10 protein-coding genes are annotated in these 15,402 nt (G+C 57.7%); 6 read left to right on the forward strand and 4 right to left on the reverse strand.

Features of this window, described 5'->3' with window-relative positions; translation table 11 throughout:
- Positions 1–4: 4 nt before the first annotated feature.
- Positions 5–2,725, forward strand: coding sequence for a DUF11 domain-containing protein (locus tag Pla52o_RS21395; RefSeq protein WP_146596676.1), 2,721 nt, complete (start codon positions 5–7; stop codon positions 2,723–2,725).
- A gap of 281 nt (positions 2,726–3,006) precedes the next feature.
- Here Pla52o_RS21395 and Pla52o_RS21400 read toward each other — a convergent pair whose 3' ends face one another.
- Positions 3,007–4,236 carry a serine hydrolase domain-containing protein gene (locus tag Pla52o_RS21400; RefSeq protein ID WP_197169414.1) on the reverse strand — a complete coding sequence of 410 codons (1,230 nt, stop codon included), beginning with the start codon at positions 4,234–4,236 and terminating at the stop codon, positions 3,007–3,009.
- Positions 4,237–5,053: 817 nt separating this feature from the next.
- On the opposite strand from Pla52o_RS21400, the gene Pla52o_RS21405 reads away from it, so the two are divergent.
- The 3 genes from Pla52o_RS21405 to Pla52o_RS21415 all read left to right on the forward strand — a co-directional run bounded on the left by Pla52o_RS21405 (position 5,054) and on the right by Pla52o_RS21415 (position 7,789).
- Complete coding sequence (locus Pla52o_RS21405; protein WP_146596678.1) at positions 5,054–6,319, forward strand: hypothetical protein; 1,266 nt, start codon at positions 5,054–5,056, stop codon at positions 6,317–6,319.
- Between the two features lie 187 nt (positions 6,320–6,506).
- Entirely contained in the window at positions 6,507–7,385 is an 879-nt protein-coding gene (locus Pla52o_RS21410) for a DUF1559 domain-containing protein (protein ID WP_146596679.1), read from the forward strand.
- A gap of 98 nt (positions 7,386–7,483) precedes the next feature.
- A complete protein-coding gene (locus Pla52o_RS21415) occupies positions 7,484–7,789 on the forward strand; it encodes a hypothetical protein (RefSeq protein ID WP_146596680.1) in 306 nt (101 codons plus the stop codon).
- Positions 7,790–8,019: 230 nt separating this feature from the next.
- On the opposite strand, the gene Pla52o_RS21420 is transcribed toward Pla52o_RS21415, so the two are convergent.
- The gene (locus Pla52o_RS21420) at positions 8,020–9,498 is read right to left on the reverse strand and encodes a hypothetical protein (protein ID WP_146596681.1); all 1,479 of its coding nucleotides are present in this window, start codon (positions 9,496–9,498) and stop codon (positions 8,020–8,022) included.
- A gap of 308 nt (positions 9,499–9,806) precedes the next feature.
- Here Pla52o_RS21420 and Pla52o_RS21425 point away from each other — a divergent pair, with 308 nt between their 5' ends.
- On the forward strand, positions 9,807–10,979 hold the full coding sequence (locus tag Pla52o_RS21425) for a M20/M25/M40 family metallo-hydrolase (RefSeq protein ID WP_146596682.1): 1,173 nt from the start codon (positions 9,807–9,809) through the stop codon (positions 10,977–10,979).
- Positions 10,980–10,999: 20 nt separating this feature from the next.
- Complete coding sequence (locus tag Pla52o_RS21430) at positions 11,000–12,208, forward strand: DUF819 family protein (RefSeq protein ID WP_197169415.1); 1,209 nt, start codon at positions 11,000–11,002, stop codon at positions 12,206–12,208.
- 60 nt (positions 12,209–12,268) lie between these two features.
- Here the strand turns inward: Pla52o_RS21430 and menC are convergent, their stop codons facing one another.
- Entirely contained in the window at positions 12,269–13,396 is a 1,128-nt protein-coding gene (gene menC, locus Pla52o_RS21435; protein WP_146596684.1) for an o-succinylbenzoate synthase, read from the reverse strand.
- Between the two features lie 641 nt (positions 13,397–14,037).
- On the reverse strand, positions 14,038–15,270 hold the full coding sequence (locus tag Pla52o_RS21440; protein WP_146596685.1) for a glucuronyl esterase domain-containing protein: 1,233 nt from the start codon (positions 15,268–15,270) through the stop codon (positions 14,038–14,040).
- Positions 15,271–15,402: the final 132 nt, after the last annotated feature.

Genomic DNA, 15,402 nt, shown 5'->3' on the forward strand with positions numbered 1-15,402 from the left:
ACCCATGAAACCGTTTGGCGTACGACTTGCCGCTGGTGCTGTTACGATTTTGCTCGGTGCACTCGCCGCAGCCCAAGCCCAAAAAGACCGCAGTGACCGACACGAATCGGACTGGACCTTGTCGGCATCGAGCATGCCCAGCCAGCTTCCTGCGCCTCTGGTGGGAATCGAGGCCGACGCGAATCAAGAATACGCTGACAACAGCGGGGCGGCAGGCCCCAGCAGTTTGTTGGCGCGCATGCCCAGCGGTTCCCTAAGCAACGCCGAACCGATCCATTCGTCTCAAGCCAACGCGAGTGGTGGCGTCGCACAGGTACAGTACACCGAACCGGCCGCAGCCGCTCCCGAATCGATGCCACTCCCCGCCTCACTCGGTGCCGCTCCGGTTGACACTCCCTCCTTTGATGCTGCTGGTATCCAAGGCGACGGCTTCGCTGGCGCTGACCCGCAAACCAATCCTGAGCCTGGAGCCGGAACGGAGGCTCCCCAACGTGACGCTCCAAGCTTCGATCCCGGCGGCTTCACCCCTCCCGGATTTGATCCCAACGTCGCTGCATCTCCAGCGGCAGCCCCCACCCAAATGCAAACGCCTGAGAATGCGGGCATCGGCTTGCCCTCCGGCCCTGCGTTCTCCGCCGCCGCTCCCATGGAATCGCCCGATTCAGGTAACGTCGCAGCGGACGCCGCGAACAATGACACCCGAAACAATGACACCCTGAACAATGGTTCCGTCGCCACGATGGGATTGCCCACCGCTGCGATGCCTCCGTCGACTGCGGGCCCACAAACCTTTGCGGCTCCGACCGACGCTGCTGGCGGGCCCAGCAGTTTTTCCGGCGAACCCAGCAATTTTTCTGGCGAGCCCAGCAACATGCTTCGCGGCAGTGGCGCCGACGTGGCGGCCAACCACGACGCCCCCGTCGCCGATAACGCTGCCCAGAATGATTTCGCACAACCCAACTTCGCGGCCCAATCGCCCGCTCCGCAAGCGACCGCGAACATGGAGCAACCGCCTGCGTATGGCCAAAACGAATACGGCCCCGCTACCGCGATGCCTGCGGCCGACATGAACGCGATGCCAACGACGGCGTCCTCTCCTGCTGCCAATAGTCCAGCCACGAATTACCCAGCCACAAATTATCCAGCCGAGTCGCCACAGACCTACGGTGGCAACGATTCGTTTGCAGGCAACCCTGTCGCAAACGAGCGGATCGCTTCGCGAACCTCGCAACCGGGAATGATGGGCACCGACCAACGCGTGCCCAAGGCGGCTCCCCAACAATTTGACGACCCCATCGCGGCACAGCCCGTACGTGTCAATCCAAACACGACGCTCGCTTCGCCAGGCGACCGCCATCTCGAAGGCGTCCAATCGCCCAGCATCGTGATCCAAAAACGCGCTCCGAGTGAAGTCAAAGTTGGCAAACCAGCTTCGTTTGTCATCCATGTCCAAAACGTTGGTTCGGTGGAAGCATTGGACGTTCAAATTCACGACCGAGTTCCTCAGGGAATGCGATTGGTGGACGCTTCGCCGCTGCCGGAACAACAAGGCGAAATCTTAGTTTGGAATCTCGGCCCCATGCCCGCCGGTGATGAACGCACCGTGACGATGCAATTGGTTCCCGAGCAAGAAGGCGAACTAGGCAGTGTCGCTCGCGTCACATTCGAGGCCGCCGCTTCGGTGCGTACGATCAGCACGCGCCCAGAACTGCGTGTCGTCCAACGTGCTCCCGAGCAGGTCTTGATCGGACAACAACTTGAAATCGAAGTCGAAGTCTCCAACCCTGGGACCGGATCCGCCACCGGCGTGGTCGTTCAAGAAGATGTTCCCGATGGACTCGAACACCCCAAGGGTAAACAACTCGACAACTTGCTAGGTGATTTGGCTCCGGGCGAAACTCGCCAACAAGTGCTCCGCATGCGAGCGGTTGCTCCGGGCAAGATTCAAAACACCATTCGCCTTGTTGCCGATGATGGATTAACCACCGAACACACCGTCAACGTTGAAATCGTCGCACCCGAGCTACAAATCGCACTCGCCGGTCCAGCGCGTCGTTTCCTCGAACGTCCTGCGACCTTCCAGCTTGAGATCGTCAACGGCGGAACCGCCGACGCCACCAATGTCGAGATCAAAGCTCAATTGGATCGTGGGTTCACCTTCGTGAGCACCGACTTCGAAGGCCAGTACGACCCCACGCAACACACCGTGTCTTGGTACCTCGAAAGTCTTCCCAAGGGTGGACGTGGTCAAGTTCCCTTGACGCTGCTTCCCGTCGAAGAAGGAAATCGCAAGATCAGTTTAGATGCCCGCGCCGATCTAGGCGTGATCGCAAAAAGCGAAAGTGCGGTCGCCGTGGACTCGCTCGCCGAGTTGACCTTCCAAATCAGCGATTCAGCGGACCCCATCGAAGTGGGCAGCGAATCAATCTACGAAATCCGCGTGAAAAACAGTGGTTCCCGCGATGACAGCAACGTTCGTGTCCAGCTGCAATTGCCGGCTGGAATCGAGCGCATCGCTTCCGATGGCGATGCCCAGGAAGACGGTCGCGGGGGTTTGTTCTTTGCTCCTAAACCCGTGCTCGCATCGAACGGCGAATTGGTTTATCGCGTTCGAGTCCGCGGCGTCGCCGAAGGCACTCACATCGTCAAGGCGATCGTGACCAGCGATCAATCGGCGGTCCCCGTCACCAAAGAAGAAAGCACAATGGTCTACGCAGACCGCTAATTCACCTGGCCCTGCGAACACCGGCAACCCAATCACAGCCCCCGTAACCCGGGGGCTGTTTTCGTTTTCCACCGGCATCACGTCGCCAACGAAGCGGGACAGCGGTGCGGGACGGCAGTGCGGGACGGCACAGCGGAGCGGGGCGGGACAGCGGAGCAAGTTGCTCAACGCGTTTTGCCCCGTCGTAGCATTCCGCAGCATTTCACGTCCTCGCGGAAACACAAAAAGGAAAACACCCTCTTACTTAGAGAGCGTTGTAAGGAACGATCGCGGAGGGCCGACTATTCAAGCCGATCCATGATCGGGTCTAAAACATCCTTTTTGATTGTCGCTAGCCAGTTTGGTGAATCGGCCGGAATTTGCTTTTCGGACTCTGGCATCTGCTTGCCATCACTGAACCGATGCTGAGTCGCCAGCACTCCAATGTTCCTCTGACGTCGATCCAACCACATCAGCGTGCCGCTCGATCCGGAGTGAGAGATCTCGTCGGCGAGCCCGTCGCTGCCTGCGGATCGAAGCGCAAAACCGAGTCCATAAAACGCGCCCGGTTGATCCCCTCGATACATCGCTTCGATCGCATCGCGAGGAATGAATTGCTTGCCATCATGGACACCGTGATTCTGATGCAACCGCAAAAACTTGCTCAAATCATCCAGTGTCGAAACAATACCGCCGCCAACGGAAACGTATTTCCCAGGAGGAATGGGAGTTTGATTCAACCTGCGTCGAAACTTTCCGTCGGACCGCCATCGCCAATAGAAATGAGCCATTTGTTCGACGGTCTGTTCGTCGGGATAGTAAGTCGAATGTGCCATTCCAAGTGGCTCGAACAACTCCGTTTGAATCGCGGTTTCCAGTAGGGTGCCAGTCGATAACTCGATGATCCGTCCCGCGATATCATATCCAATCCCGCTGTAAGCAAATTTTTTGCCGGGATTCATCCGCATCGGCATCTTGACTTCCTGAGCAACCACATCCGCTAACGTCAACCCATGACGTTGGAGCCTAACCCAGGGACGACCGCCCTCGTCATAATCGGAACGAAACCCAGCGGTATGGTTGAGACACTGACGCAGACTGGGCACGTTCGTTGGAGCCGCGTCCGACTCTAGCAACAACTCACTCATCTCGGGCAAATACGAATCGACCGGGCGATCTAGGTCCAATCGCCCCTGGGCGGCAAGCTTGACGACCAGCGTCGCAATGATGGGCTTGGAAATGGAGGCGACACGAAACGGGGTTTCCGCCGTAAAGACCTTAGCATCTTTAATATGCCGAAACCCGAAGCCTTCTTTAAACAGAGTTTCGCCGTCGTGCATTAGTAACAGAGCGCCACCAGGCACTTCACCACGCAACACGCTGTCGTCTAAATGTTTACGTAGCATGTCGCGATCTTGAGAGCGAAGGACGCCGGGCTGGGTTTTCGGGGCCGCAACATCGTCGGCTAGCAACGGGATCGATGTCACCGATAAAGCACACAGCACGACAGCAAAGTAACTCGCCACCTTCATACCACACCCGACTTCGTAACATTGCAAACGAATTGGAAACCCCCAGCGTAATCCGCTCCTAACGCAGATCCAAGTACGCTCTGTCCCTATCCTTCCCATTTGCCGTCACCTCAACACGCAAGTCGTCGGCACGCAGAAATCTCATGCAAAACCCTTGATAACGAAGCGAAATGGAGGCATGTAGGGCAGGGGGCTCGTAAGTCCCAACGACCTAAAAAACCAGCAACAATGGCAAACATGAACCGAATCGTTTCCGAACGAAGAGGCGACATCCTCCACAAATCCTCATGTCTACCGGATCCACTGCGAATGTGACTCGGCCTTCAGCAGAGGCACACCAAGGCAACGTGCCAACTCAGATTCATCCTCACGACTAACGAGCGATGGGATCGCCTATCAGCACCGCTCGTCAGTGGAACGGCCATGCTTGAATGGCGTGCCATCCTCCGCTGCACTCGATTTCATTTTGGCGTGCCCCTAAGTGAGAACTCGACACCTTGCGGCTGTCACCCTATTCGGCTTCGGTCGCTCGGTCGTGCATACAGGATAGCCAATGTCCCACTCGCGTCGGGTAACGCAAGGTTCATTGCCCTTACAACAAGCAACGGAAAGATCCGACGATTGCGGGCAGCCAGCCGGTCATCAGGATCGTGGTTGGACTTCGCTCGAGTGTGATTGATGAACTTTGCGAAGGCACGGTTAAGTAAACGCGTATTTTCTGCGGCACGGGGTTGGCATTGTTGTCGATTCGCAATCGACCGTGCTACAACCGACGCCCTACCAGCATCCCGACTGCAAATCCCTCGCATTGATTTCCATGCTCATGAATCCTACCGCAAATTTCTCTGCGTCACGAAGACGTTTTCTTTCGACGGCTGCAACTTCGAGTATCGGCCTTTTTCAACATGCGTCCGTTTGGAGTAGCGACACGCTATCACGCGACCATCAACCCTATGCTGAAGTCACCTGGGATCATTGTCGCCATGTCGGCTCGGTTTCGCACGCTCATTGCCGTTCGCAAAAATCGCTCGACTTGCTCTGTCGACGAGGCCTCACACACTTGGCAATTTCAAACTATTACCCCTCGGCACCTTGCACACCAACCGAACGAATTGGCCAGTTTAAAGTGGGGCAAGACTTCGGCACGGTTGCGAATGAAGGCTACGTTCGGCGCGAGTTTGCCTGGAACGACATCATCCGCGATCCCGAGAACGGTTGGTTCGATAAACTTTCCCAAAAACGACAAGACAGCATGCCGTTTGAAGTCGGGGGTCCGTGCTTTACTCAGATCCCCAGCGATGTGATTTTATGCCCCAATGCAGAACACCATTCGATGACCGACAGCAACGGTCATTTCAACGCCGTCGGATCACAATTCGCTAGCGGCACGTTCGACGTTCGCGGTTACTACTTCTTGAATCGGCATGGCTACGCCATGGGAACAGGACTGCCGTGGCGTGAAGCCTTCGAGCGAATGATCGATGCGTTACAGTTCCAAACCGGTGGCGGTATCACCATCAATCATCCGACGTGGAGCGGCATGTCGGCTGTGAAGATAGCTGAATTCCTGGACTTCGACCCCCGAGTTTTGGGAATCGAAATCTGGAACCACACGGCGGATTTCCTCAATGGAAAAGGATGGTCGCTGGCCGAATGGGACGCCGTCTTGGCCACAGGACGACGATGCTATGGATTTGCCGTTTCCGATCACGCAGCCAACTCCGACCCTGCCTTTCAAGGCCGCAATGTGTTGTTGATTGACGATGCGACACCGCCCAACGAGATGCCCGCAGCATGTTTACGAGCGTATCGCAACGGTAACTTTTACAGTTCACTCGACGGCACCTTGCAACTGAAACAATTTCAATTCACCGGCAGCAAGTTAACCGTGGAGCTCTCAGCCCCCAGCAAGCTGCGCGTCATCTCGGCCAATGGAGTGATTCACGAACAAACCGGCAACTCGCTTTCGTGGACGCTACCCGAGGGCAAAGCACTCTCCGCCCAACATGTCTTTCTACGCGTCGAGGCCGACGCGATCGACGGCGAAGATCGCATGTTCACCCAAGCCATCCAGCTGACGTAGCCCCAAGTCGCAGCGCGGCCGATCGCAGCGAAAAGAGCTGACGTTCTCTGAAGCTGCTTACGCACTCTTCAGCGTTTTGGCCTGCCCTGGGCGGCCATTGACTTTGCAAGCGATAACGTGAACCGCTCGCAGGTCACAAACCACTCCCATTCCCATTAAAAAACCTTCACCCTTTTTGAGAGAAACCATGAAACGACGTTCACCGAAATCTGCGTTTACCCTTGTCGAGCTGCTAGTGGTGATTGCCATTATCGGCGTCTTGGTGGGGCTGCTTTTACCAGCGGTCCAGGCGGCTCGCGAAGCGGCTCGACGGATGCAGTGCAGCAACAACTTGAAGCAACTGGGTCTGGCAATGCACAACTATCACGATACGTTTCAATCGCTGCCGCCAGGCTGGATCGATAACGCGTCGAACCAAAATCGCTTGGGCTGGGGAGCTCACATCTTGCCGTTCTTCGAACAGTCCGCCATTTTCGATGGCATGAAAAGTGCCGGTGCTTTCGCTGTGCCCTGGTACACGATTCCCGAGATGACCACGGGGACGTCCAATGTACCGCAACCCTACGGCAAAACCGTTCTGCCCGCCTTCATCTGTCCCTCGGATCCATCGGACGGCATCAACGAGAACGTTCACGGCTACGCCAAGTCGAATTACACCGGTATCGGAGGCCGTCACTACATTGCGTCCGGCGGTGCCAATGGCACCTTCTACGACAACTCCTTCGTGAAATTTCGCGATATGACCGATGGCTTGAGCAATATCGTGATGCTCGGGGAACGGAGCACCATCAACGAACCGTCCCGCGGGTTCGTCAAGAAGGGGACGATTTGGATCGGCGGCACTACCGCAAGCGAATACCATCACAACAATGCGATCGTCAATGCGTCGGCGTATTACTCGATCAACGGCACCGCGGGCAATTGGAATTTGACCAGCGCCCATCCTGGCGGCGCCCAATTCTTGCTGGGCGATGGCTCGGTGCGGTTGATCAGCGAAAACATCGAACTGCAAACATATGGATTCTTGGGCGCCATCTCTGACGGTAACGTCTTGGGCGAGTTTTAGTCCGCCATTCTCATTCCACTTTCACGATGCGGTCGTCCACCTCGACGCGGGGATCGACCACTGCATCACTACACCACAACCTCAATAGGATATATGCAATGCGATTGATCTGCTTATGCTTACTAACGCTCGCAATTGGATGCAACACACAAGAAGGAGTCCAATTACCCTCGCCGGTCACGAAAGGGAACCTTGTCTCTACACTGGAGCAAGTTGCGAACACCGGCCAGTACGAAGACGACGTATTAACGGCACTAACGATGGGCCTAGAGGAAGCCGGCATGATGGATGAAGCCGCTCACATCCAACAGTGGCCTGCGATTGACAACCAGGCCAAAGTCAAGCAACTCGCCAAGCAAGTTGCGTCACGCGTCACCAAACGCTTGGCGTCCAGCAACCACTAGATTGGCATCGACACGCGGCGGGGCTGGCATCGTTTAAGCCAGCCACCGCCTTTGGCGAAATCGAAACCTGGCGTTGTCTCACCCGCGTGCGATTGTGTAAGCCGAACTAGATTTAAAATGGGGTTAAACGTATCGCACGTCATGCGTGACATTCGTGATTTGCGACTTGCCTGGGACGATGACCGTCGTCACCTCGCCCCAGACGAAGCATCCAAACTCCCATCGAAGCTCTACTCTTCCCACAGAGAGTTGATCGCGGCAACGGTTTGATCGACCAGCGCCTGACCGCCCTTAGGGCCGACTGGACAACTCGCCGCAATCGCGCTGTAGCTGCCTCCTTCGACCGCTCGGACCGTCGGCAGGTAGGTCCCCGAATCGTTGCCGGTCAATTGGATCACGAACGTCTGTTCGGCCTTGCTGCGCGCCTTGATCTGGATGCCGTAATCGGTGAACAGCTCAAAAGGGTTGGTGCAGATAGCGATGTCGCCCAGTCGGATGACGTGAAATTCTCGCTCGTACACGTCGCCTTCCTGCTGCTGTTCATAGCGGTCGGTAACTTTCTTTTGCCACTTTACCCTGCGATAATTGGCGGGGTCCTTCGAGAGTCGATCAATCTCCGCTTGGGCTGCCGCGTTCTGCTCCTCCGTGACCATCCAAACAGGAAGTTTGAACGTTTTTACCAGGTGCGTTAGTTTGACGTCGGTGCGAATGTCGCCTTGAGCCACGTCGTTGGCGTCGCCCACAGCCACGTCGATTCGTCTGGCGATTTCTTCGAGTCGCGTGAGACCGCGGAGCTTGAGCATTCTGGCTTCTGCTGCCCGGTTGAGCATCAGGTGCGGCGATTGGTCGCCAGCCGCCCCGCACCAACCCAGCACGTCAAGTTCTTGTCCGTAACGCTTCCGCAGCAAATTCCGAGTCTCGTGCCAGAAGTCGGCGTTGACGGCCTTTCGGCCTTCCACCTCCTGCGCAGGACAGGCCACATCGACGGCCATCGCAATCGGTTTCTTCTCCGCATCCCAAAAACTGAGGACGTCAATGTCGTGGTCCTCGTAGCCCTCGATGCCGCGGAACTCGGGCTTGTTGGTGCGGCCATACATCGCAGCCGAACCGTCGGCGTAGACCGCTCGGCGGTTGCGGGCCACCACTGCGTGCCCGAGCGCCCAGCTGACGCCGGCGGGCTTGCGTTCGGTCCAGGCCTCGACAACCGCGTCGCTGACCCGCTCCACCAAAAACTCAACATACTCGGCCGGTTGAATCTCGCCCTCGTCCGGTAGCACGTATTTGCCTTCGACCATCACCGGTGCTGTGTGAGTGTGGGTCGCGTTGACAAACAATTTTTGCACATCGATTTCAGGCAACTTTTTGGCAACCCCATTCCTGATTCGCGTTTGGACGTCCTCGCGGATGACCACCAAGTCGCAGGAGACCATGATGGCCAAATCCAGCGACGTGTCGCCATCGCGTGACTCTAGCACGAGCACATTCGCCGTGACGGGGCTCTCCACTTTCGTTGCGATCCGCGTATGAAACTGACCGGAGAGAGCGACGGGTTCATCGGGCGTGATGCTGGTGACGGCGGAACCGACCATCAAATCGGCCGCCTTGAGTCCGGGCGTGTGGCAACACAAAAAAGCGGCTAGACAGACCGCCACACCGGAGAATCGCCCGTGAAGGGTACGGCGGTGGAAGGGCGGATGATTCTTGATCATGATGCGTTCCTTAATGAATACAGGCAGGGTGGTGAAATTAATCAGGCGGGACGGTGAGCTGAGCGCACCGCGTCCGTGGCGGAGGGCAGCCAAGGCGAAGGGGAACCGACTCGGAATTCTGCAGCACCCCTCGTTAACTTGCCGCGGCAGGTAACAAGTGTAATCGATCGATCGACAGCGTGTGGCCACCTTACCGCCGTAATTGACTCACTCGTAAGGGGCAGGTAACATCGCCGCGTACCTCGCCCTCCCTTTATCCCTCCCGCCCACCTTGCCGCGCACGCGCTCCTCCCGGAAGCAATTCTCTGATGACGATCTCTGAGGAAACGGTAAATCGATTGCTCGAAACGGCCATTGCCGTTCAACAGGTACCCGCGCCCACGTTCGATGAACTTGAGCGGGCTCGGTTTGTCCAAGACGCGTTTTCCCAAGCCGGACTCGCCGACGTCACCATGGACGACATGCACAATGTCTACGGTCGGATTCCCGGCGGCGGCGGGAATCCCAGCGGCGGCGAGATTCCCAGCGGCGGCGAGATTCCCAGCGGCGGCGAGATTCCCAGCGACGAAAAATGCCTTCTGATCACCGCGCATCTCGACACGGTCTTCCCCGCCGGGACCGATCTCTCGGTGCGGCGCACCCTGGGCCGGATTTCCGGCCCCGGCATCGGCGATAACTCGTTGGCGGTCGCCGCGCTGATCGAGCTGCCCCGCGTGCTGCGCGAAGCCGGCATCACCCTCGCTCGCGATTGCTGGTTGGTCGCCAACGTCTGCGAAGAGGGGCAAGGCGATCTTCGCGGAGCCCGCGAAGTGATGCGCCGCTTCGGTCCTTCTCCCGCCGCCTGGATCGCCTTGGAGGGCGGGTTCCTCGGCCGCGTCTGCTTCCGCGGCGTCGGCTCGCTTCGCTACCGCATTTCGGTCCGCACCGGCGGCGGACACAGCTGGTTCGACTTCGGACAACCGAGCGCCATCCACGTGCTCGTCGATCTCGCCAAACAACTCACCGAGTTGCGCGTGCCCCGCCAACCGAAGACCACCTTCAACGTCGGCGTGATTCAGGGAGGCGCTTCGATTAACACGATCGCCGAGTCGGCCCACTTGGAATTGGATCTTCGCTCGGACGATCCCGACGCCCTCGCCGAACTGGTCGCCCAGGTTGAGCGTATTCGCGGCGCGTTCGCCCCCGACGGCGCCGACGTCAATTGGGAAGTCATCGGCCGACGGCCCGCGGGCAGCTTACCGGCGGAGCATCCTCTGGTCGCCTGCGCCCTCGACGCCCTGAGCGAAGCGGGATTCGATGCCGACGAAATCGACACCAGCCCCGCCTCGACAGACGCTAACATCCCGTTGTCCTCGGGATGTCCAGCCGTTTGCGTCGGATTGGCGCGCGGCTTCCATCTCCACCGCCTCGACGAATACATCGAGACCGATGGGCTGGGAACCGGGATGACCCAGTTACTCTTGCTCTTGCAGAAACTCTAGAACCCGGGATGAGAGACAACGTGACAGACCAACCCACGGTTGTGGAATCGCTCTTCAGCGGCGATCCGCTTGCGACTTCACTTTGCCTGATCGCAATCTTTCTGGCCTGTCCAGCGGTGTTGATGCAGGTGATCCCCCGCATCCCCGTGATCCGCAAGGTCACCTTCGTCCCCTTTCTCTTCCTGGTGCCGATGATCCTCTCCAGCCTGGGGATCATCCCGGACAGCTACCCGCTGTACAAACCTTTGCAGTCCACCGCGCTGTACATGGCCATTTTCTTCATGGTGTTGGCGATCGATCTCGGACAGATCCTGCGATCCCTTGCCACCCGGATTTTGTTGCTGTTTGTGATCGGCTGTCTGGGCACTGCGACCGGCGCGATTCTGGCCCACGCGATCTGCGCTCCGTTGATCGGGACCGAGTCGTCCGCGATGGTCGCCGGCTGCACGACGGCGGCCTATTCGGGAGGCTCGATGAACTGGGCCGCCGTGAGTGAGGCGATCGACGTTCCCGGCTCGCTCAGCGCCACCGCCTTTCCCGCCATGGTGATCATGTACACGCTATACCTAGGCGCACTACTCGCCCTGGATAACTCGCCGCTGCGTCCGCTGCTCGAACGCTGGATCGGCGTGGAGGACCGCAACGACGCGCCCGCGATGGCTGCCGCAGACGAAGTTCAATCGTCCGCGGCCCCAAAACTGGAAGACTATATCAACGGTTTCCTCGCCTTTACGATCGTCTACCTAGCCTCAATCGTGCTCGAGCAATGGGTTCGCGGCTTGGTCTTCATCCCCATGGTGATCTTCCTGACGACGTTCGCCATCCTGCTGGGAGCGGTGGCGCCGAAGGTGCGATTTGCGGGCGTCAGACGGCTCGGCAACTTGTCCACGTTCGGCGAAGCGTCGCTCTATTTCCTACTGGGGATCATCGGGGCCCAGGCTTCGCTGAGCGGCAGCCTGCTAAACGCGCCAGCCCTATTGCTGATGCCCACCGTGGTCATTGCCGTGCACGTGTTCGTGCTGTTGTTGTCCGCGCGGCTCTTGAAGGTCGACCTAGCGACGTGCACCATCGTCTCGATTGCGGCAATTGGTGGAGCGGCGAGTGCTCCGGCCGCCGCCGGCGCACTCCGCGCCCCCGAATTGATCCCGCTTGGAGTTCTGCTGGGATCGCTAGGCTATGCCATCGGCACCTACCTCGGCGTTTACCTCGGCCTGTTTTTGCTCGGTTAGGATCGCTCGGAGCTGCTCAAAAACAACGCCTTTGAACAGCCCAGGATCGCTCCTCGACGCTCACCACTCGTACGTTTCCACGCTGTACTTTTCAAGCTTGTCTCGATTCACCCGGATTCCCAACCCCGGTCCGTCCGGCACCTTGACCTCACAGCCATCGCGAACCTCGAACCAGTCGTCCACAATGTCATCGGTCAGATAGGCCAATCCGGCACCGACATCTGATGGGTACGTGGCGCCGGGTAGCGACGCCGCCGCAAGCCGCCCCGCTTCGGCAATCCCACTGCCCAACCGCGACCCGATCCACACCGGCGTCCCGGCCTTGCGACAGAGATCGTGAACCCGTTTCGAATCGACCAATCCTCCGACCCGCCCGACCTTGATATTGACAATATCGGCCGCCTTCATCTCCAGTGCACAGCGGGTCAGGTGCGGAGTTTGAATGCTCTCGTCGAGGCAGATCGGCGTTTTCATCCTGCGGCAGAGTTCGCGGTGGAACCATAGATCGTCGTGATCCAACGGCTGCTCGATCATCATCAGCCCGAAGCGATCCCAGCTCGCCAGATGCTCGATATCATGCGGCTGGTACGCCGAGTTGGCATCGACCATCATCTCCACGTCGGGATAGGCAGCTCGGGCAGCCTCGATGTATTCCACGTCCTGTCCCGGACAAACCTTGATCTTGATGCGGCGATATCCCTTGGCAAGTTCTTGAGCGATCGTCTCGACCAAACTCTCGGGCGTTCCCTTGATCCCGATACTCGGCCCAACCTGGACCCACGGCTGTGACTCGCTAGGATCGTCCGCCAGCAGGTGCGCCACCGAGCTTCCCCGACTCTGTCCCAAAACATCCCACAGCACCGACTCAAACGCCGCCTTGGCAAAGGAGTGGCCGCGGATCCCTTCCATCGCTTCGACCCATTCCTCCGGATCGCTCCACGCGCGGGATCGCATCAGTGGGGCCAACACGGTGCGGCCGATCGAAAGGGCCGTTTCCGAAGTCTCGGTGGTGTAGAAGGGCACGCCGTCAACGGCCGCCTCTCCCCATCCGACCCACGGGCCGCATTGGGCTTCGAGCACCACGAAGTCCTTCATGGTCACTTCGCCCACGCTGATCCGAAACGGCGACTTCAGCGGAATTTGCACCCGCCGTGCCACCAAACGATCAAACTTAAAACCCTTTGACATACACACAGTCCCATTTCGTTCTTTGGTGTTACCGTTCCGCCCTGAACCTTACACAACCACAGGCAAGTTCTTCGCATGCGTGTCTCGCATGCGTCGCGACGATTTTCGATTTTGCCACCAATCATGGCGGATATGCGAGGGCGAAGCAAGATACGAGGAAGCCCTGACGCCAACACCGACCTTTCGTCATCCTTGCCTTTGGGTTTAGCCGGTGTCGCATCCATGCGTTCAGGAACGCCGCGAAGTGTTTCGAAGTGGGTGCGTATCCGAGAGCCATCGACCGCAGTGAGTGGATGACCGACGACATCGAATCGAGACGGATCCGCCGATGGAACTTCGGTGGCCAATGTTGCAGCGATCTTTTTAAGCGGTTCACGGTCAACGATGCTCACCGATTCGAACTGGGATCCGAGCGATGGCCGCCCCACACCGAACTTTTTCGGAACCTCTTTGAGAGTGCTGGCTTGTTGGAGACCTTCTGCCTAGATCATCGCTGACGCAGACCGCCTGGCAAAGTCGGGTGGAAATCGTCGCGTAAATTTCGTGCCCAACCGTATTGGGTCCGACTTCTTTGATTTCTTCATTCCGTATTCACGACTTCGTCTGCTCTTGATACGTGCGACCAAGAGCAGAAACCCCCATCACGGTTTGCTCAAATACGGGTCAGCGAACTTGAGATACTGCTCCCAATCGTAGGCTGTGATACCATGATCTCCTGTCCGCAGGTGATACCCAATTGTCGTATGAATCGGTTGATCGGGTACAGGCGGTTGGCTTTGCGACAAAGCAGGTTTATCAAAGAGCTCATAGACCGGACCCGCATGCTTCGCGGCAAGGTACTCGCCTTTGGGATCAGCCCAACCGTCGTTCGTAGCACTGGCAACGTAGAGCGGTCGGGGCGCGACGAGTGCCATCAGCATATGCTGATCCACCGGCAGGGCGTGTTCTCGGTGTTGGTACTGTTGATGATTGGTACAGAACCAATAGCCGACCGGTTTGATCATGTGGTGAATCCGTTCACCATAGCAACGCCGGTACAGTGCCGCTCCGCCACAACCGGAATCATTGCTGATCACCATGGCGAATCGCGTGTCCTGTGCCCCCGCCCAAAGAGCTGCTTTACCCAGTCTTGAATGACCGATCACTGCGATTCGCGACGCATCGACCTGTCCATCCGTTTCCAAATAGTCGAGCACTCGCGACAAACTCCAAGCCCAGGCACCGATGGAACCCCACTCGGTCGGTTCGGGTTTCGTTTGCCCCTCGTCATAGAACAAGGGGTGAATGCCGTCAGTGAAATCATTGCGATAATTGTCTGGATCAACCTGATCGCGATGAACCGTCACAAGTGCGTAGCCATGATCGATAATTTTTTCCAATTGCCAACGACTTGCGGATGAGCCGCGAGCCTTTGCCGTGCCTCGCTGGATGATTTCCGAGTCAGCATGGATCGTATGATTGCCGTTGAAATTCAAGCCGACGAATCCAGCAACCGGCCCCGTCGCTTGGTTCGGGATGTACATCAAGATGTCGAGACGATACGGGTCATCGCCAAAGAATGCGGCAATTTGTTTGCGTGTGGCACGCCCGTCAAGAGCGTTGGAATCAGTCTCAACCACTTCATACTTGACCGCCAATTTTCGACTGGGTGTTTTCCCATAGACCGAATCCTCGAACATCCGCAGTACTTCCCCTCGTCGATGGGCTACCCATTCGTCTCGCCCAACCGACTGACCCGCGTTGTCAATCAATGCGTTTGGTAGTTCGTAGGAGGGAACTTTTGTCTCGTCGTAGTTGGTGTCCGCTGGTGGTTTTGCTACCGATACCGAAGAACCGACCGCAAATAGAATTGCTACCATCGCAATACGAAGCATGATTGACTCGTCCTTTTTAATTTTTCGGCTGTGCCATTCTCGACGAGTCGTGCTCATCCGCAGAACTCGCGTCGATCTTGATTGGGTTAGGCTCATTAGTCACAGGATAGCAGCCAATGGCGAACAAAATAA

This window comes from Novipirellula galeiformis, assembly GCF_007860095.1.
GTDB classification, from domain to species: Bacteria; Planctomycetota; Planctomycetia; order Pirellulales; family Pirellulaceae; genus Novipirellula; species Novipirellula galeiformis.